A 17,829-nucleotide genomic window follows, 5' to 3' on the forward strand; every position below is an offset into this window, starting at 1 on the left:
TCCCGTCGGAGGCGGGGTGCCGCCGCTTCACCACTCCCGTGGTGCGATCAGCTCCTCCGGGTCCGCGTCCGGGAAGCCGTAGGCCCGGGCCACGAACCAGAAGGCCTCGCCGATCTCCTCCCGGGCCGTGGTCTCGATCTCGCTGCCCGCCTCGTCGAAGGCCGCCTCCAGCTCGTTGAACTCCTCGGTGGCCGCGTGGGTCAGCGCGTAGAGCGCCGTCAGGTCGCCCGGCCGCTCCGCCTCCACGCGTGCACACAGCCGGAGCAGGATCGCGCGGCCCCGGTCCACCACCTGCTCCGGGAAGTAGTCGTCCTCGTAGAGCCCCTCCAGAAACCGATGTGCGGCCACTTCTTGGTTGGTGATCGACACGACGCCCCCCCTGTCCTCGCTGCCCGGTACCGTCCCCGCGATCCTGCCGCACCCCACTGACAACGCCCTCGGAGCCGCCCCGTGACCGACGCCCCGCCCGCCTTCGAGCTGCTGCCGGGTGCCCCCCACTCCCCCGTGCTGCTGCACGTGCCGCACTCCTCCCGCGAGGTGCCGGCCGACGTCCGTCCCGGCATCGTGCTGTCCGACGCCGAGTTGGAGCGGGAGCTGGACCACATGACCGACGCGCACACCGCGGAGATCGCCGCTCGGGCCGCCGAGCTGGCCGGTCTCACTCCCTGGCGGTTCGTGAACCGGGCCTCGCGGCTGGTCGTGGACCCGGAGCGGTTCCCGGACGAGCGGGAGGAGATGAACGCGGCCGGGATGGGCGCCGTGTACACGCGGACGTCGCACCGCGAGGTGCTGCGCCCCGGGGACACGGACCCCGCGCCGCTGATCGAGCGGTACTTCCGGCCGTACGCGCGGGCCATGACCGAGGCGGTCGCCGACCGTCTCGCGGCCACCGGTCGGGCGGTGATCGTCGACGTGCACTCCTACCAGGCCGAGCCGCTCCCCTACGAACTGCACGGCGAGGGCCCGCGCCCGCCCGTGTGCCTGGGCACCGACGCCTTCCACACGCCGCCCGGGCTGCTCGCCGCGGCCCGGGCGGCGTTCGCCCCGTGCGGGGAGACCGGGCTGGACAGCCCGTTCGGCGGGGCGTACGTGCCGCTGGACTTCTACGGGACGCGGGCCGAGGTCGGCGCGCTGATGGTGGAGATCCGCCGGGACACCTACATGACGGAGCCGGGCGGTCCGGCCGGGCCGGGGGCGTCCCGGCTCGCCGAGTCGCTCGCGGCGCTCGTGGACTCCGTGACCGCCTGACCCCCCTGGCCTCCGCCCCCGCCGACCACCGGCTGGAGCACTCCCGCGCGACAGCCGGGCGGGGGCGCGGAGAGGGTGGGGGGATGACGCAGGAGACCACCACGCTCACCGGCCAGTCGCCGCCCCCGGTGCGGGACTGGCCCGCCCTCGACCTGGACGGCCCGGAGTTCGACCCGGTCCTCGCCGAGCTGATGCGCGAGGGGCCGCTGACCCGCGTCCGGCTCCCGCACGGCGAGGGCTGGGCCTGGCTGGCGACGCGGTACGACGACGTGAAGGCGATCACGAACGATCCGCGCTTCGGGCGGGCCGAGGTGACGAGGCGTCAGATCACCCGGCTCGCCCCGCACTTCAAGCCCCGCCCTGGCTCCCTCGCCTTCGCCGACCAGCCCGACCACAACCGGCTGCGGCGCGCGGTCGCGGGCGCCTTCACCGTGGGCGCGACGAATCGGCTGCGGCCCCGGGCGCAGGAGATCCTCGACGGGCTGGTGGACGGGATCCTGGCCGAAGGGCCGCCGGCCGACCTGGTCGAGCGGGTCCTGGAGCCCTTCCCGATAACGGTCGTCAGCGAGGTGATGGGCGTGCCCGCCGCCGACCGGGAACGCGTGCACTCCTGGACCCGGCAGATCATCTCGACCTCCGGTGGCGCCGAGGCCGCCGAGCGGGCGAAGCAGGGCCTGTACGGCTGGATCACCGAGACGGTCCGCGCCCGGGCCGACAGCGACGGCGACGACGTGTACTCGATGCTCGGCGCCGCCGTGGGCCGCGGCGAGGTCGGCGAGACGGAGGCCGTCGGGCTGGCGGGGCCGCTCCAGATCGGCGGCGAGGCCGTCACGCACAACGTCGGCCAGATGCTGTACCTGCTGCTCACCCGTCCCGAGCTGATGGCCCGGATGCGCGAACGGCCCGAGGCGCGCGGCCCGGCGCTGGACGAGCTGCTGCGCTGGATCTCGCACCGCACCTCGGTGGGCCTCGCCCGTATCGCCCTGGAGGACGTCGAGGTGCACGGGACGCGCATCGCCGCCGGTGACCCGGTGTACGTCTCGTACCTGGCCGCCAACCGCGATCCGGACGTCTTCCCCGACCCGGACCGCATCGACCTGGACCGCGACCCCAACCCGCACCTGACGTACGGCAACGGGCACCACTTCTGCACGGGTGCCGTGCTCGCCCGGATGCAGACCGAGCTGCTGGTCGACACGCTCCTCGACCGGCTGCCGGGGCTGCGCCTCGCGGTTTCGGCCGAGCAGGTGGCCTGGCGGCGCAAGACCATGATCCGGGGGCCGCGCACGCTGCCCTGCGCCTGGTAGCCCCGCGCTCGGTACGCGGCGCGCGTCAGGTCCGCAGCCACTCCGTCACGACCACCTCCCGGCCGGTCCGCAGCCGCAGCGCGAACGGGCCGGCGGGCGGGGCCTCGCCGGTGAACCTGCCCATGTCGTCGGCCGTCAGCCGGGCGTGCGCCCGCGGCCCGCTCAGCACCTCGATCCCGGCCGGGCCCGGCGGCAGCAGCTGGCCGATCAGGCCCCGCGCGGTCACCTCGACGTCGACGGTCATCCCGTCCGACTGGAAGGTGAGCATCCGCGGCGGGTCCGACTCCCCCCTGACGGGGATGCCGTCCACCAGCGAGTCGAAGGTCAGCTCGGCGACGCGGACGTCCAGGTCGCGCAGGGCGAAGGCGTCCACGGCGACCCGCCGCAGCTCGGCCGGGACCGGGTCCAGGATCGCGGCGGCCTGCCGCAGCTCCTCCTCCAGGAGGCCGTCGTACAGTTCTCCGTCGCGCTCGTCGTACTCGTCGCGTTCGCCGCGTTCGTCGTTCAGATCGCTCATTTGGTCCCCCGTGCCTCCAGCCGGGCCCGCAGCCGGCGCAGACAGCGCTGGCGCGTCGGCCCGATGCTGCCCACCGCGATACCCAGCGCGGCGGACACCTCCTGATAACTGGGCGGTGGCGAGGAGATCAGCACCCGCAGCAACTGGCGGCACCGTTCGCCCAGTTCCTCGAACTCCTGCCACAGCAGCCGTACGCGCTCGGTCTGCGCGGCGGCCTCCTCGGAGTCGAGCACCGACTCCTCCGGCGTGCGGTCCTCGCTCGGCCGGTCGAGCAGCTGCGGATCGTCGGTCGGCGTCCACCGCCTGGAGGCCCTGAGCAGTTTCAGGCACTCGTGCCGGGCCGTGCTCGCCAGCCAGGAGCCGGACTTCTCCGGTTCCCGGATCCGCCCCAGGTGCTGGGCGAAGCGGAACCAGGCGGTCTGGTACACCTCGTGCGCGTCGGCGTCGGACAGCCCGTGCGACCTCGCCACGGACCACACGAGCGGGCCGAGCCCGTCCACCAGTGCCTTCCAGGCCGCCGCGTCCCCGTCGGCCGCCGACTGGACGAGCGCCCCGACATCTGCACGGTCCACGGTCCCACCCCTCGTGTACGACCTGCCATCGTACGCCGTGGAGCGGGTGGTTCCGACCGCCAGCAGACCGTTCACGACCCGCCCGCCGACGGGTCGAAGGCGACCGGGCGCCAGGTGGGCGGCAGCAGGGCGGGCACGTGCGCCCCGCGCACCTCCGCGTACTCGGTGTTGGCCGCGAGCAGTTGTCGGCCGGCCGCGCGCGGATCGGTCTCCTTGTGCGCCGTCATGTGGGAGGCGACCAGCCCCGCGACCACGGGGGTGGCGAAGGAGGTGCCGCTCCACTGCGCGTGCCCCTCGAACATCACCTGGTCCGGCTTGGCGGGCGCCTCGCCCGGCTCGCTCAGCACCCCGTTGTGCCGGGGGTACTGGCAGGTGCAGGGGTAGGTGAAGCCGAACCGGCAGGCGTCGTAGGTGGAGTGCTGGTAGACGTACGGCACGGGTGTCCCGAAGCCGGTGAGGGAGCTGGTGAGGCGCTCGCCGGGGGCGTAGGCCCGCACCCAGCCGCCGTGGTTGCTGAAGCAGGCGCCGAACTCGCCGTCGGAGCGCAGCGCCCCGATCGACAGCACCGAGTCCTCCCAGCCGGGCAGGGTGGCGTAGGCGGCGGGCCAGAACGGCGTGGCGCTCGCGTTGTTGCCCGCGGCGGCGACCAGCAGGGTGCGCTGGTCGCGGAGTTCCTCCATGAAGGCGTGCACGCCGAGCAGGCCGTCGGTGCGGCCGTTGGAGGTGCCGGCGGAGAGGCTGAGGACCTCGGGCCAGCCGCCGCGGTCGACGGCCTCGAAGAGCTTCTCGCCCAGCTCGGACTCCAGGATCGCGCCCGCGTCGTTGAGGGTGTTGCGGACGGTCACCTCGGTGTTGGGGGCGACGGCGGCGACCAGACCGGCGATGAACGTGCCGTGCCCGACGTACTGGCACAGCACCCCGTCGTCGTCGCACTCCCTGATCTGGGCGTCGCCCTCGGTGTGGGCCAGCAGCGGGTAGGACCGGTAGTCGTGCATGAGACCGGTGTCGATGACGAGGACGCCGACGGCGCTCGCGGCGTCGTACGGCGTCGTGTCGGCGGCCGGGTTCGGCGGCTCGCTCAGCGGGACGGGCACGGGCTCGTCGCCGGGGCAGGCGTTGACGGCGATGGAGACGACGTGGTTGCGGCTGATCAGCCGGCGGCCCGCACGGCCCTCCACCGTCCTGAGGGAGCGCAGGGCGTGGGCGACGGTGGGGTCGCCGCCGCCGGCGCCCTCGCCCGGGTCGGCGACCTGGATGCGGGTGATACCGGTGCGGTTGGTCTCGGGGCTCGCCCGGCGCACGTGGTCCGGCGTCAGTCCGGCCATGGTGGTGAAGTGGTCGCGCACGGTGTCCTCGACGAGGCGTGCCTCCTCGCCGTCGCGGGCGAGGACGACGCCCTTCTCGTAGAAGAACTCGGCGGAGTCGTCGGGTCCCATCGCCAGCGGGACGCCCGGCATCGAGCGCTGGATCTGGTCGAACTGCTCACGGAATCGCTGTGGTGCCATGGCATGCCCTCCACTGAGGCGGTGGCGGTGACGACGGTCGGGGCGGGGTGGTGACTGCGGACGTGACCACAGTGGTGACGGCGGTCGTCAATCAGAGTCCCCGGGCCGCCGATTGATACAGACTCGGACCTGTGTGGCGTGGTTCCGGAGCACTACCATCCGTGGAGTGACAGCGCGCAACGACCCGGTTCTCGACCTGCTGCCGATGGTGTTCGCCGCCCCGGGCGAAGCGCTGGCGCGGGCGGAGGAGTTGCTCGGCGCCGACCCCTCGCCGCTGCACGCCTCGGTCGCCCATCAGGTGATCGGCATCTGGCAGCGGGACTTCGGCGACACCCGGCAGGCCCTGGCCCATCTGCGGCGCGCCCGTGACCTCGCCGCGCGCGCGGAGTCGGCGGAGCGGGAGGCGGACGTCCTGGCCACGCTCGGGGTGGCGCTGGTGCACGCCGGCCGTACCCGGGCGGGGCTGGAGGCCTTCGAGCGCGGCGTGGCGCGCGGGACGGGGCACACACGCGCGCGGGTGCTGTACCGGCGGGCCTACGTGTGGTGGGTCCTCGGCCGGCACGGCGAGGCGCTGGAGGACGTACGGCGGGCGATCCCGGTGCTGCGGCAGGCGGAGGACGTGATCTGGACTGCGCGGGCGCTGACGCTGCGGGCGACCGTGCATCTGGCGCTGGGCTCGGTGGAGCGGGCGGACGCCGACTTCACCGCGGCGGAGGCGCTGTGGGACACCACGGGCCAGGAGCACGACAAGGCCGACGCGGTGGAGAGCAGGGGCCTGGCGGCGTTCCGGTCGGGTGACGTGCCGGCGGCGCTGCGGCTGCTCGACGAGGCGGAGGAGCGGTACGCGAAGCTGGGCACACCGACGTTCATGCTCACCATCCGGCGCTGCGAGGTGCTGATGGCGGCGGGGCTGGCCACCGAGGCGCTGGCGGAGGCGGACACGGCGATCGCGGCGCTGGACGGGATCGGCGGGCAGTCCACCCGCAAGGCGGAGTTGCTGCTGGTGGCCGCGCGGGCGGCCCGGCTGGCGGACGAGCCGCAGACCGCGCTCGCGCGCGCGGCCGTCGCGGTGCGGCTGTTCGCCGGGCAGCGGCGCACCTGGTACGAGACGCACGCCCGGCTGGTGCTGATCGAGGCGCGGGTCGCCACGGGACGCAGGTCGGGCCGGCTGGTCGCGGACGCGGCGGCGGTGGCGGAGCGGCTGGCGGCCTTCGGGGCCCCGGCGGCGCCGGAGGCCTCGTTGCTGGCGGGCCGGATCGCGCTGGGCCTCGGCTGGATGGCGGACGCGGAACGCCATCTGGCGGTGGCCGCGCGCAGCCGGCACGGCGGGCCGCCGCTGGCGCGGATGACGGGCTGGGCGGCGCAGGCGCTGCGGGCGCGGGCGGCGGGGTCGGCGCGGGGCGTCCTGGAAGCCTGCCGGCGCGGCCTGGACGTCCTGGACGACCACCGTATGACGCTGGGCGCCTCGGAGCTGCGGGCCCGGGCCACCGCGCAGGGCGCGGAGCTGGCGGCGCTGGCCCAGCGGGCGTCGCTGGTCTCGGGCGGGCCGCGACGGCTGCTGGGATGGAGCGAGCGCTGGCGGGCGACGGTGCTGTCGGCGCCGCCGACGCGGCCGCCGGCCGATCCGGTGCTGCTCACCGCCATGACGGCGTTCCGGGAACTCGCCGCCCGCGCGGAGGAGGCCCGCACGGACGGCGGCCGGCCGGCTCCCGCGCTGGAACGCGAGCAGCGGCGTCTGGAGCGGGAGATCCGCTCCCGCACCCTGCACATGCGGGGCGAGGCGCCCGGCGACGGCGACCGGTTCGACGTGGCGCGGCTGCTGCGGCGGCTGGGCGACGAAGTGCGGCTGGTGGAGCTGGCGGTGCTCGACGGGCGCGTGCACGTGCTGCTGTGCGGGCAGGGGCGGGTACGGCGGTTCGAGGCCGGGCTGCTCGCCGAGGCGGAGGTGGAGGCCGAGCACGTACAGGCCGGGCTGCGGCGGCTGGCCCATCCTGGAGCCGAGGCGCGGCTGCCCCTGGTGGAGGCGGCCGGCGCCCGGCTTCAGCACCTGCTGCTCGGTCCCGCCGCGGCCCACCTCGGGTCCGGCCCGGTCGTCGTGGTCCCGCCGGGCCGGCTGCACCGGGTGCCGTGGGCCCTGCTGCCCGCCCTGCGGGAACGGGTGCTGAGCGTGTCGCCGTCGGCGAGCAGCTGGCTGCGCGCGCGGGACACCGCTCCCCCGCCCGGCGGCCGCCAGGTCCTGGTCCGCGGCCCCGGCCTGGCGAGCGGCGGCGCCGAGGTTCCCGAACTGTCCGACCGGTACACCGGGCGACGGACACCGGCAGGGACCGGCACGGGCACGCCGCCCGGGGCACCGCCGAGCACGCGCGAGGTGCCGTCCCAGGGCGGGCGGGACCAGCCGGCGCGGACCCGTGACGTACCGCCGCACGACGGACCGGGCCGCGGCGAGCAGGAAGACCCGGCCGGAGCGTGGGCGGTGCCGGCGCCCGGCGGGCGGGTGCACGGGGAACGGACCGCAACGCTCGATGGAGCGCCGCGCGGCGGGCGGGAGCGTGGGGTGTCGGCCGTGGCGGGTGTCGCCACGACTCGGGTTCCCCGGCCCGACGACGACGGCGGTCGGTCCGGTCGCCGAGAACGCGACGGTGCGGGGCGGTCCGGCGATGGCGGCCACCGCATCGCGGACGTGCCCGGGGGTGGTGCCGCCGCGCGTGGAACCACCGTCGTGCTGGAGGGCGACGACGCGCGGGTGCCACGGGTCCTGCGGGAGCTGGACGGGGCCGCCCTGGCACACATCGCGGCGCACGGGACCTTCCGTGCGGACAGCCCCTTGTTCTCCTCGCTGCGGATGGCGGACGGGCCGCTCATCGTGCACGACTTCGAGCGGCTCGACCGCAGCCCGTACCGGATCATCCTGCCCTGCTGCGACACCGCGCGCTTCGCGTCGGTCGGCGCCGACGAGCTGCTGGGCCTGGTCACCGCGCTGCTGCCGCTGGGCACGGCCGGGGTGGTGGCGTGCACCGCGCCGGTCAACGACGCCGCGGTGGTGCCGCTGATGCTCGCGCTGCACAAGGGGCTGGAGGCGGGCCTGTCCCTGGCGGAGGCCCTGCGTGACGCGCGGGCCTCCTTGCCGGGCGACGCGGTGCACCAGGCGACGGGGTGGGCCTTCTCGGCGTTCGGTGCGGCCTGAGACGCCGGGGCCGCCGGATCAGGCGGGTTGGGGCTCGGGCAGTTCCACGAGCCAGGGCAGGGCGCCGCGGTCGGCCGCGCCGAGGCGGGTGTAGGCGCCGTAGAGGTGGTTGCCGACGGTGCGGACGGACAGGGTCAGCCGCTCCGCGATCTGCCGGTTGCTCAGGCCCGCGGCGGCGAGCGTGACGATCTGGCGCTGCCGGGCGGTGAGTTCGCCGAGCACCAGGCCGGACAGCGCCGGGGTGCGGGCGCCCTGGCAGCGCCGGGCGAGGGCGGCGGCACGGGTCCGGGCGGTGCGCGCGGCCCGCGGGTCGCGGTGGGCGCCTACCGCCTGGGCGCTGGCCTCGGCGGCGAACAGCAGGAACCCGCGCCGTTCCAGCTCCTCGGCGACCCGGTCGAGTGCCGGTCCGTCCGCGCGCGCGAGGGCGTCGGCGTGCGCGGCGAAGACGCCGGTCAGCCGGCCCGCCGCCCGCTCGGGTGCGCCGAGCCGGACGGCGTCGTACGGGTCGCCCCGGCCGGCCGTCCGGACCGCTTCGTCCAGGTCACCGCGCGCGGCGGCGGCCCACGTGGCGGCCGCCGCCGCGACGCCCGGCGCCGCGTCCCCCGACTGTGCGGCGGCCAGGGCGAGTTCGGTGCGGCAGTCCGGATCGTCGTGCTGGGTCCGCAGGCCCTCGCGGGCCCAGGCCGCGGCTTCGCGCAGCCGTCCGCGCAGCCGTGCGTACCTGGCCCGCAGGGCCGCGTACCGGGTCGGCAGCGGTGCTCCCTCGGCGACCAGCCACTCCCCCACGGGGGCCTCGGTCGCCCGTACGTCGGCCTGCTCGACGCGCCGGGCGAGCGCGGCCCGTTCCGCCTCCAGGGCGGGGCCGGTCCGGTCCGGGGTGCCGGCCAGGCGCCGGGCCCGCAGCCGGCCGGCGGCGGCGCGCAGCACCGGTCCGTGCAGGGGGTGTGCGAGACGGGTGGCGCCGTGGTCGTCTACGGTGACCAGTCCCTCGGCCTCCAGCGGCTCCAGGGTCCGTATGTCGAGGGCGTCCAGGTCCAGGGGCAGGGGCTCGGCGAAGGCGAGGCGTTCGAGCGTCTCCCGCTCCTCGGTGCGGGTGCGGTCGAGGACGTGGGCGGCGCGCTCGCGGACCGCCGGGGTGAGCGGCACCGGTCCCCGCCACGCCCACTGGTCCGTGTCCGGCACCGGCACGAGCCGGCCGCCCCCGCGCACGGCGGTCAGCAGTTCGCGCAGCAGCCGCAGGTCCCCCCGGCCCAAGCGGTACAGCCGGTCGACGGTGAGCGGCTCCAGGGCGGTGTCCGTGCCGGCCGTGAGCAGTTCGGCGGTCTCCTCGCGGGGCAGCGGTTCCAGGGCGAGGCGCGGCAGCAGCTCACCGGACCACAGCCGGGACACCGCGCCCGGTACGGGGGCGCCGTCGGTGGCGACGACCAGGAGGCGGGTGCGGCCGTGCACGGCGAGCTGGTGCACGAGGGCGGCGGAGGCATCGTCGAGCAGGTGTGCGTCGTCGACCAGCAGCAGCCGTACACCGGACAGGAGTTGGACCGCGCGGTGCAGGGTGACCCGCTCGGGCAGCAGGTGGGCGAAGGCGGCGAAGGGGATGTCCCCGGTCTCGGGCGTCCCGGCGGCGCGGACCGTGTCGGTGCCGCGCACGGCCTCGGTCACGAGCCTGGTCTTGCCCGCGCCCGCCGGGCCCGTCACCACGAGCCCGCCCCGGCCGGCCGCCACGGACCCGCGCACCAGCTCCAGTTCGTCCGCCCGGCCGGTGAACGGCCAGGGGGTCTCCAGCCTCTTCGCGTCCCGCAGAGAAGTCGTCACGGCAACATGAGCCGGCATACTCACCCCTGATACAGGGTGACTTGAGTACCCCCCGACTCAGGCGCCGGGACCGGTCCGGACGGCACCCTGATGACCATGACCGCACGCTACTGCTCGCTCGCGCAGCAGCCGGCCCCCGTGCTCGCACCGGGGCTGGCCGCCGAGCGTGCCGCCGCGCTCGTCGGCGGGCAGCGGATGTGGGTCAACGGAACGGTGCTGCACTACTGCTTCCTCGGTGGCGACACCGACACCTCGGTGGTCCCGATGCCGGGCACCGGGCGGCCCCGGCGGGGGTCGTGGGTGGGGACCGAGGAGCAGCGGGACGTGGTGCGCGACTGCTTCCGGCAGTGGCTGGACCTCGGCATCGGGCTCGACCTCGAAGAGGTCCGCGACCGGTCGGAGGCGGAGCTGCGCATCGGCTTCCAGCCCGGCGACGGGTCCTGGTCGGCGGTGGGCAAGGACGCGCTGCGGGTCGGGCTCAACGACCGTACGATGAACTTCGGCTGGGACCTGACCGCGCCGGGTGAGCGGGCGACCGCCCTGCACCAGATCGGGCACGCGCTCGGCATGCTGCACGAGCACCAGAACCCGTACGCGGGCATCCTCTGGGACGACGAGGCCGTCTACGCCGAGCTGGCGGGCCCGCCCAACCACTGGAGCCGGGAGCGGACCTTCCACAACATCCTGCGCAAGCTGGACGGCGACGAGGCCAACGGCCCGGTCTGGGACCCGCAGTCGATCATGGAGTATCCCTTCCCGTCGGGGCTGATCCTGGAACCCGAGCACTACCGCTCGGGCCTGCACCCGCCCGGTACACTCTCCGCCGCCGACAAGGAGTTCGCCCTGCGCTGGTACCCGCCCACCGGCCGGCCCGGTCCGCTGGTGCCGTTCCGCTCGGTGCCGTTGGGTCTCGGGCCCGGCGAGCAGGCCGACTTCCGTGTGGACCCGCCGGAGACCCGCGAGTACACCGTGGGCACCTTCGGCGACAGCGACGCCGTCGTCGTCGTGTTCGAGGAGCGGGACGGCGTGCCCCGCTACTTCGCCGGACAGGACGACGGGGGAAGTCCCCGCAACGCCACGATCAGGGCCCGTTTCGTCAAGGGCCGCCGCTATGTCGTCCGGGTGCGCCTGTACTCCTCGTGGGGTGCCGGCGAGACGGCGGTCATGTACTGGTGACCGCGCGGCTCACGAGCACCCGGGCGCCGTGGCCACGGACCGGCGCCGGGGGCCGGCCGCGACGCGCCGCCTTCGGGGGAGGGCGACGCGTCGCGGCACATGCCGTGTCCGCCGCTGGGGGGCGGCGGACACGGCGACTTCCACGGGTCCCGTCGTGTCAGGCGGGACGGCCCGCGAGGGCACGGCCGAAGGCCGGGTGGGCGGTCAGGCCCCGGACGTGGGACCACAGCGCGGGGTGGTCGTCCGCACGCCGCGGGGTGTCGCGTCGGACGAGGGCCGCCCAGACCTCGATGTCGGCGGCGGTCAACCGGTCGCCGACGACGTGGGAGTGCGCGGTCAGGCGCCGCTCCAGGAGGTCGAGTACGCCGGGCAGCGCCGCGGGGTCGGCGGCCCGGGCGCACAGCTCCTCGACGGCGGCGATCTCCGCTTCCGCGCCGCGGGGATACAGCACCGGGCCGGCGGGAGGGGTGAAGGACCGGGCGAGGTCGCGCATGATGTCGCGCGCGTGCGTGCTCACGATCCGGCCGGACCAGCCGTCGCTGAGCACCGGCGCGACGGCAGGACCCCGGTAGTGGTGGGCGCTCGCCTCGTACAGCGGGCGCAGGTCGGCGTATCCGCCGTCGGGACAGTCGGGGCGCCGGGCCAGGAGGGTCACCGGACAGATCTCGGCCAGGCCGAGGAGGCGGTGCACGACGGCGATGCCCAGACAGTCGTCGTGGCCGGGCGACAGGTGGAGGCGGTAGCGGCGCGGCACGGCGTAGTGGCCGCTCCTCGGGTCGCGGCCGATCCGACCGCGGAAGGCGGGGGCAGGGACGAGCGGTGTGACGGTCATGGTTCTCCCGGATGTTTCCCTACCTAATCACTAGGATTACTGGGGAAGTGTCGACCGGCGCCGAGGACGCGTCAAGGGGGTGTCCGCCCACCAAGAAACGGCCCGGGCCGGGACGAGGCACCACGATCAGGCACGAGGACGAGGCGCCACGACGAAAAGGGCCCCCGCGAGCTTCCGCCCGCGAAGACCCTTCGCAACCGTCGGGACGACAGGATTTGAACCTGCGACCCCTTGACCCCCAGTCAAGTGCGCTACCAAGCTGCGCCACGTCCCGGTGCGCGATCCGCGTCTTCCGCGATCGCGCTGGTCAAGCCTACCCCATCCGCGCGGTGGGACGGAGTCGCCAGCCAACCCTCCCACGCGGGCGGCCGAGTGGGCCGGGCCCGGTCCGCTCACAGGTCGGATGGGATGATCACATCGCGAGACGCCGTTGCGTCACGCCGCCCACCAGGCGTTACCTCGCACGGTGCGAACCGAAAGAACCGCGAACAACGAACACGACGAACGCGACGAACACCTCGGTGACGACGTCACCGGCGACCGCTCCGCGCGGCGTGCCGTGACCGTCTTCCCGGTCCTCGTCCTCCTGGCCGGCGCCCTCGGCCTGCTGCTCCCCGGGAGTTTCACCGGGTGGAGCGAGGCGGTGCCGTACCTGCTGGGTGTCGTGATGTTCTGCATGGGCATCACCATGACCCCGGAGGACTTCCGCGGCGTCGTGAAGCGCCCCTGGGCGGTGGCGCTCGGGCTCGGCGCGCACTACGTCATCATGCCGGGGCTCGGCTGGGCCATCGCCCACCTGCTCGACCTGCCGCCGCAGCTCGCCGCCGGCGTGATCCTGGTGGGCTGTGCGCCCAGCGGTACGGCCTCCAACGTGGTGACCTACCTGGCTCGCGGCGACGTCGCCCTGTCCGTCTCCGTCGCGACCGTCTCCACGCTGGTCGCCCCGCTGGTCACCCCGCCGCTGACCCTGCTGCTGGCCGGAGAGTACCTCCCGGTGGACGCCGGGTCCATGGTCACCGACATCCTCAAGACGGTGCTGCTGCCGGTCCTCGCGGGCGTCGTCGTACGGCTGCTCGCGGGACGGTACGTGCAGCGGGCGCTGCCGGCGCTGCCCTGGCTGTCCGCGCTGACGATCTCCGTGATCGTGGCGGTCGTCGTGGCGGGCAGCGCCGACGCCATCAAGTCGGCCGCGGGGCTGGTCTTCGTCGCCGTCGTCCTGCACAACGGGCTCGGTCTGGCCCTCGGCTACGGCGCGGGGCGCCTCGGCAGACTGGGTGAGCCCGGCAGCCGTGCCATGGCCTTCGAGGTCGGCATGCAGAACTCCGGTCTCGCCGCCTCGCTGGCCACCGCCCACTTCAGCCCCCTGGCGGCGCTGCCGGCCGCGGTCTTCTCCGTCTGGCACAACGTGTCCGGCGCGGTGGTGGCGGCGTGGCTGTCGCGACGGGGTCGGTGAGCCGAGCGCGAGAGCTGTCGGGACCTGTCAGGCGACCGGCGGGGTGCCGTGGAGGGAGCGGGACGCGGTGGCCCTCGGGCCCCAGTCCGGTCCCTTGGCGCGCTCGGCCTCCGTCCAGGAGTTCCGTTCGCGCTGCTCACCCCCGCGCGGACCGCGACGAAGTGTCCGCCTGCCCGGCCCGATCCCCCACACCCTGTCTCCCCTGGCGCCCGGCAGGCACTGGTTGACGTCGCGGCATGACCCACAGCTTCGTTGTCCACGTCCCCCACGCCGAGCTCGAACCCGAGCCGCTCGACCCCGGCCAGATCGTGTCCGGCACACCCGAGGTGACCGGCAAGGTGGTCTGGGAGTCGCCGGACGGCCGCCGGGTGCGCGGCGTCTGGCAGATCACGCCGGAGGTGGTCACCGACACCGAGGCGGACGAGGTGTTCGTCGTGCTCAGCGGCTCGGCCACGATCGAGGTCGCGAGCGGCCCGACGCTCACGGTCGGGCCGGGCGACCTGGCGGTACTGCGCGAGGGCGACCGTACGACGTGGACGGTGCACGAGACGCTGCGCAAGGCCTATGCGATCGACCTGGGCCGGCCATGAGGTTTGTCCTGTCAAAAGGTTGACATGATGCCGACGCCCGCCCAGGGTGGCCTGGACAGATCACGCTGGACAGATCACGGACAGGTCCGAAGAGGGGCTCTCATGGTCGAGGCACTCGGTGTCGCCGTCGTCGGTTTCGGCTGGATGGGCCGGGTGCACACCCAGGCGTACGCCCGGGTCCGGCACCACTATCCGCACCTCGCGCTGCGCCCGGAGCTGGTGACGGTAGCGGAGGAGGTGCCGGGGCGGGCCGAGGAGGCCGCCGCGCAGTTCGGGTTCGCCTCCACGACCCGCGACTGGCGCGAGGTGGCGGCGGACCCGCGGGTGCGCGCGGTCAGCATCACCGCCCCCAACTTCCTGCACCGCGAGATCGCCGTCGCGATGGCCGGGGCGGGCAAGCACATCTGGGTGGAGAAGCCGGTCGGCCTGTCCGCAGACGACGCGCGGGCGGTGGCGGACGCGGTGGCCGAGGCCGGTGTGCAGGGCACGGTCGGCTTCAACTACCGCAACGCCCCCGCCGTGGAGGCCGCCCGCGACCTGATCGCCGCCGGTGACATCGGGAGCGTCACCCATGCCCGCATCCGGCTCTTCAGCGACTACGCCGCCCACCCGGAAGGCGCGCTGACCTGGCGCTACGAGCGGGAGCGCGGCGGCAGCGGGGTGCTCGGCGACCTGGCCTCGCACGGCGCGGACCTGGCCCGGTTCCTGCTCGGCGACATCGCGTCGCTGACCGCCGACACGGCGGTCTTCCTGCCGGAGCGGGCCCGCCCCGCCGCCGCCACCGCCGGTCACGCGCGTGCCACGGGCGGCGAGTTGGGCCCGGTCGAGAACGAGGACTACGTCAGCTGCCTGCTGCGCTTCGCCTCCGGCGCCCGCGGTGTCCTGGAGGCCTGCCGGGTGTCCGTCGGCGAGCAGAACAACTACGGCTTCGAGGTGCACGGCACCACGGGCGCGGTGTCCTGGGACTTCCGCCGCATGAACGAACTGCGCGTCAGCCGCGGCACGGAGTACCAGGACCAGCCCGTGAGCACCGTGTACGTCGGCCCCGGGCACGGCGAGTTCGCCGCCTTCCAGCCGGGGGCCGCGAACGCCATGGGTTACGACGACCTGAAGGTGGTGGAGGCCCACCGCTTCCTGCGCTCGATCGCGGAGGGCACCCCGTACGGCGCGACTCTGACGGACGCCGTGCACAGCGCGGCCGTGCTGGACGCGATGACGCGGTCGGCGGAGCGCGGCACCTGGGTCGGACCCGAGGCGTCCGACTGAGCCGGAAGGCCGCCGGGCGTCACACGGTCGCGGCGTCGAAGGGCGTGTCGCAAGGCATGTTGTGCGGTGTCACGACCTGGATCGCCGACGGCCGCGAGGGACCCGCGGACGGCAGGGCGCCGTGGGCCCGCATCACGTGGCGGCAGGCCTCGCGCAGGTCCTGGCGCAGGTCGTGGTGGAGGACCACGGACAGGCGCCGCTCACGCAGCAGCCGGGTGTTGTCCTGGTCGAGGTCGTGGGCGACGAACACCTCGCAGCGGCGGCCGAGGTCCGCGAAGGCGCGCAGGGTGGCGATGTTGCCGCCGCCCATCGAGTAGACCGCCCGGATCTCCGGATCGCGTTCGAGCGCGGCCCGCACCAGGTCGTACTGGGTGGCGTCCAGGCCCTGCCCCTCGGCGATCTCGACGAGGGCCCGCCCGGGGTGCCGGGCCCGCATGACGCCGCGGAAGCCCATCTCGCGTTCCTCCTCGTTGCGGAAGAAGCCGCTGCTGAGGCTGGTGAGGATGTGGCCGGGGCGGTCGCCGAGCCACTGGCCCATGAGGTAGGCGGCGGTCGCGCCGGCCGCCCGGTCGTCGATGCCGACGTAGGCCACACGGGAGCTGACCGGCAGGTCCGTCGCCAGGGTGACGACGGGGACGCCCGCGGCGGTCAGCCGGCCGACGGCGGCGGTCACCTCGGGGACGTCCGGGGCCTTGAGGATCACCCCCTGGGAGCCGCGCCGGGCGATCCGGTCCAGGGTGCCGGTCAGTTCCCCGGCCGGGCCGGTCTCGCGGAAGTGGAAGCGGCAGCGCACCACGGCGGGGTGCAGGGCGGGCAGTTCGGCCTCCAGCGCGGCCCGCACGGCGGTGGAGAAGCGCTCCGGCGCCTGCATCACGATGTCGCACATGAACGTGCGGCCGACCAGCCGCACCTGGGTGCGCTGGCGGTCCAGGTCGGCGATGGCCCGGCGCACCTCGAACGCGGTGCTCTCGCGCACGCCGCCGCGGCCGTTGAGCACCCGGTCGACGGTGGCCTCGCTCAGGCCCGCCTGCCGTGCGATCTCCCGGATCGGGAAGGGGTGCCCCATGGCCGGCTCCTCCGCTTCGTCCGTGCGGCGCACTCTGAGGGGTTTTTGATGGCCGCCTGCTGGTTGTTCGACGCGTTTGTCAGGACAAGAATGACAGCACCGCGTCGCCCCTGTCAGCGAAAGGACGACGATGCCCGCAGCGCCCGTCCCCGCCCACCGCGCCCCACTCTCCGAACGCGACTGCGACCTCGACGCCTTCCGCGCGCTCGTCGAGCAGCCGACCGACCCGGCCGCGTACCCGCGGGCCTCCGCCGTGGAGCGCAACGTCCCCGTGTACGACGCCGGGGACCTGCGCGACGACCCGGAGACGGCGGCCGAACTCGTCCACGCCCTCGCCGACGGCCCCGGCATCGTCGTCCTCGAGCGCGCCTTCCCGGACCCGGCGGTGGTCGACCGGGCCACGGCCGTGTTCGACGCGCTGATCGCCGAGCAGCGCGCCTCGGGCGCCGCCGCCGGTGACCACTTCGCCGCGCCCGGCGCCAACGACCGGGTGTGGAACGCCCTGGAGAAGGCGGCCCTGCGCGACCCGGAGGCGTTCGCCGCGTACTACGCCAACGACGCCCTGGCCCTGGTCGCCCGCGCCTGGCTCGGCCCCGGCTACCAGGTCACCTCCCAGATCAACGTGGTCAACCCGGGCGGTGCCGCGCAGACCGCGCACCGCGACTACCACCTGGGCTTCCTCTCGGGCGAGGCCGCGGCCACGTACCCGGCGCACGTGCACCGCCTCTCCCCGGTGCTCACGCTCCAGGGCGCCGTCGCACACTGCGACATGCCCGTGGAGTCCGGGCCCACGATGTACCTGCCGCACTCCCAGAAGTACGAGCCGGGCTACCTGGCCTGGCGGCTGCCGGAGTTCCGGGCCTTCTTCGAGGCACGCCACGTGCAGTTGCCGCTGGCCAAGGGCGACGCGGTCTTCTTCAACCCCGCGCTGTTCCACGCGGCGGGCGCCAACCGCTCCGCGGGCCTGCGCCGCATGGCCAACCTGCTCCAGATCTCCTCCGCGTTCGGCCGGGCCATGGAGACCGTGGACCGGGAGGCGGTGGTGGACGCCGTCTACCCGGTGCTGCTGAAACGGAAGGCCGAGGGCGTGGGCGAGCGGTGGCTGGAGCACGTGGTCGCCGCGAGCGCGGAGGGGTACCCCTTCCCCACCAACCTCGACCGCGACCCGCCGGTCGACGGCCTGGCACCGCCCTCCCAGGCGGACCTCGTACGGCGGGCGCTGCGCGAGGAGTGGACGCCGAACGCGCTCCGCGAGCGGCTGCGGGCGGGCCGGGTACGACGAGAGAGCCGGTGAGCGGGGG

15 protein-coding genes and 1 tRNA gene are annotated in these 17,829 nt (G+C 74.8%); 8 read left to right on the forward strand and 8 right to left on the reverse strand.

The window, feature by feature from the left end; all coding sequences use genetic code 11:
• Positions 1–27: 27 nt before the first annotated feature.
• Positions 28–369 carry a DUF5713 family protein gene (locus tag ACZ6IM_RS27365; RefSeq protein WP_052841931.1) on the reverse strand — a complete coding sequence of 114 codons (342 nt, stop codon included), beginning with the start codon at positions 367–369 and terminating at the stop codon, positions 28–30.
• Between the two features lie 81 nt (positions 370–450).
• On the opposite strand from ACZ6IM_RS27365, the gene ACZ6IM_RS27370 reads away from it, so the two are divergent.
• Together ACZ6IM_RS27370 and ACZ6IM_RS27375 are read left to right on the forward strand one after the other, a co-directional pair.
• Positions 451–1,248 carry an N-formylglutamate amidohydrolase gene (locus tag ACZ6IM_RS27370; RefSeq protein WP_469559881.1) on the forward strand — a complete coding sequence of 266 codons (798 nt, stop codon included), beginning with the start codon at positions 451–453 and terminating at the stop codon, positions 1,246–1,248.
• Positions 1,249–1,331: 83 nt separating this feature from the next.
• Positions 1,332–2,555, forward strand: a complete 1,224-nt coding sequence (locus tag ACZ6IM_RS27375) for a cytochrome P450 (protein ID WP_469559884.1) — start codon at positions 1,332–1,334, stop codon at positions 2,553–2,555.
• A 25-nt stretch (positions 2,556–2,580) separates the two neighbouring features.
• On the opposite strand, the gene ACZ6IM_RS27380 is transcribed toward ACZ6IM_RS27375, so the two are convergent.
• From ACZ6IM_RS27380 to ACZ6IM_RS27390, 3 genes are all read right to left on the reverse strand, one after another.
• Positions 2,581–3,072, reverse strand: coding sequence for a hypothetical protein (locus tag ACZ6IM_RS27380; protein ID WP_469559888.1), 492 nt, complete (start codon positions 3,070–3,072; stop codon positions 2,581–2,583).
• Positions 3,069–3,644: a sigma-70 family RNA polymerase sigma factor gene (locus tag ACZ6IM_RS27385; protein WP_052841935.1), complete on the reverse strand. Its 576-nt coding sequence runs from the start codon at positions 3,642–3,644 to the stop codon at positions 3,069–3,071. Before ACZ6IM_RS27385 ends, ACZ6IM_RS27380 begins: the two co-directional genes overlap by 4 nt.
• Positions 3,645–3,715: 71 nt before the next feature.
• Entirely contained in the window at positions 3,716–5,149 is a 1,434-nt protein-coding gene (locus tag ACZ6IM_RS27390; RefSeq protein WP_469559891.1) for a S8/S53 family peptidase, read from the reverse strand.
• Positions 5,150–5,354: 205 nt separating this feature from the next.
• On the opposite strand from ACZ6IM_RS27390, the gene ACZ6IM_RS27395 reads away from it, so the two are divergent.
• A complete protein-coding gene (locus ACZ6IM_RS27395) occupies positions 5,355–8,333 on the forward strand; it encodes a CHAT domain-containing protein (RefSeq protein ID WP_469560039.1) in 2,979 nt (992 codons plus the stop codon).
• 18 nt (positions 8,334–8,351) lie between these two features.
• On the opposite strand, the gene ACZ6IM_RS27400 is transcribed toward ACZ6IM_RS27395, so the two are convergent.
• Positions 8,352–10,163, reverse strand: coding sequence for a LuxR family transcriptional regulator AbsR2 (locus ACZ6IM_RS27400; protein ID WP_052841938.1), 1,812 nt, complete (start codon positions 10,161–10,163; stop codon positions 8,352–8,354).
• Positions 10,164–10,241: 78 nt separating this feature from the next.
• On the opposite strand from ACZ6IM_RS27400, the gene absR1 reads away from it, so the two are divergent.
• A complete protein-coding gene (gene absR1 / locus ACZ6IM_RS27405; protein WP_052842018.1) occupies positions 10,242–11,321 on the forward strand; it encodes a beta-glucuronidase AbsR1 in 1,080 nt (359 codons plus the stop codon).
• 157 nt (positions 11,322–11,478) lie between these two features.
• Here absR1 and ACZ6IM_RS27410 read toward each other — a convergent pair whose 3' ends face one another.
• Both ACZ6IM_RS27410 and ACZ6IM_RS27415 read right to left on the reverse strand, forming a co-directional pair.
• The gene (locus tag ACZ6IM_RS27410; RefSeq protein ID WP_052841939.1) at positions 11,479–12,153 is read right to left on the reverse strand and encodes a glutathione S-transferase C-terminal domain-containing protein; all 675 of its coding nucleotides are present in this window, start codon (positions 12,151–12,153) and stop codon (positions 11,479–11,481) included.
• 200 nt (positions 12,154–12,353) lie between these two features.
• A tRNA-Pro gene (locus ACZ6IM_RS27415) sits at positions 12,354–12,427 on the reverse strand.
• 192 nt (positions 12,428–12,619) lie between these two features.
• Between ACZ6IM_RS27415 and ACZ6IM_RS27420 the strand changes: the two genes are divergently transcribed.
• From ACZ6IM_RS27420 to ACZ6IM_RS27430, 3 genes are all read left to right on the forward strand, one after another.
• Complete coding sequence (locus tag ACZ6IM_RS27420) at positions 12,620–13,606, forward strand: bile acid:sodium symporter family protein (RefSeq protein ID WP_052841940.1); 987 nt, start codon at positions 12,620–12,622, stop codon at positions 13,604–13,606.
• Positions 13,607–13,842: 236 nt separating this feature from the next.
• Positions 13,843–14,196, forward strand: coding sequence for a cupin domain-containing protein (locus ACZ6IM_RS27425; RefSeq protein ID WP_052841941.1), 354 nt, complete (start codon positions 13,843–13,845; stop codon positions 14,194–14,196).
• 102 nt (positions 14,197–14,298) lie between these two features.
• Positions 14,299–15,462 carry a Gfo/Idh/MocA family protein gene (locus ACZ6IM_RS27430; protein WP_052841942.1) on the forward strand — a complete coding sequence of 388 codons (1,164 nt, stop codon included), beginning with the start codon at positions 14,299–14,301 and terminating at the stop codon, positions 15,460–15,462.
• 19 nt (positions 15,463–15,481) lie between these two features.
• On the opposite strand, the gene ACZ6IM_RS27435 is transcribed toward ACZ6IM_RS27430, so the two are convergent.
• Positions 15,482–16,528, reverse strand: a complete 1,047-nt coding sequence (locus ACZ6IM_RS27435) for a LacI family DNA-binding transcriptional regulator (RefSeq protein ID WP_052841943.1) — start codon at positions 16,526–16,528, stop codon at positions 15,482–15,484.
• A gap of 130 nt (positions 16,529–16,658) precedes the next feature.
• Between ACZ6IM_RS27435 and ACZ6IM_RS27440 the strand changes: the two genes are divergently transcribed.
• The gene (locus ACZ6IM_RS27440) at positions 16,659–17,822 is read left to right on the forward strand and encodes a phytanoyl-CoA dioxygenase family protein (protein WP_052841944.1); all 1,164 of its coding nucleotides are present in this window, start codon (positions 16,659–16,661) and stop codon (positions 17,820–17,822) included.
• The last annotated feature ends 7 nt before the right edge of the window (positions 17,823–17,829 follow it).

It is taken from the genome of Streptomyces sp. NPDC042336, from assembly GCF_055581985.1.

Bases quoted from the DNA above. Each gene is read 5' to 3' on its own strand.
- ACZ6IM_RS27395 (WP_469560039.1), top strand. From the start codon at position 5,355: ATGGTGTTCGCCGCCCCGGGCGAAGCGCTGGCGCGGGCGGAGGAGTTG.
- ACZ6IM_RS27410 (WP_052841939.1), bottom strand. From the start codon at position 12,153: ATGACCGTCACACCGCTCGTCCCTGCCCCCGCCTTCCGCGGTCGGATC.
- ACZ6IM_RS27430 (WP_052841942.1), top strand. From the start codon at position 14,299: ATGGTCGAGGCACTCGGTGTCGCCGTCGTCGGTTTCGGCTGGATGGGC.
- ACZ6IM_RS27425 (WP_052841941.1), top strand. From the start codon at position 13,843: ATGACCCACAGCTTCGTTGTCCACGTCCCCCACGCCGAGCTCGAACCC.
- ACZ6IM_RS27390 (WP_469559891.1), bottom strand. From the start codon at position 5,149: ATGGCACCACAGCGATTCCGTGAGCAGTTCGACCAGATCCAGCGCTCG.
- ACZ6IM_RS27375 (WP_469559884.1), top strand. From the start codon at position 1,332: ATGACGCAGGAGACCACCACGCTCACCGGCCAGTCGCCGCCCCCGGTG.
- ACZ6IM_RS27435 (WP_052841943.1), bottom strand. From the start codon at position 16,528: ATGGGGCACCCCTTCCCGATCCGGGAGATCGCACGGCAGGCGGGCCTG.
- ACZ6IM_RS27380 (WP_469559888.1), bottom strand. From the start codon at position 3,072: ATGAGCGATCTGAACGACGAACGCGGCGAACGCGACGAGTACGACGAG.
- ACZ6IM_RS27400 (WP_052841938.1), bottom strand. From the start codon at position 10,163: ATGCCGGCTCATGTTGCCGTGACGACTTCTCTGCGGGACGCGAAGAGG.
- ACZ6IM_RS27440 (WP_052841944.1), top strand. From the start codon at position 16,659: ATGCCCGCAGCGCCCGTCCCCGCCCACCGCGCCCCACTCTCCGAACGC.
- absR1 (WP_052842018.1), top strand. From the start codon at position 10,242: ATGACCGCACGCTACTGCTCGCTCGCGCAGCAGCCGGCCCCCGTGCTC.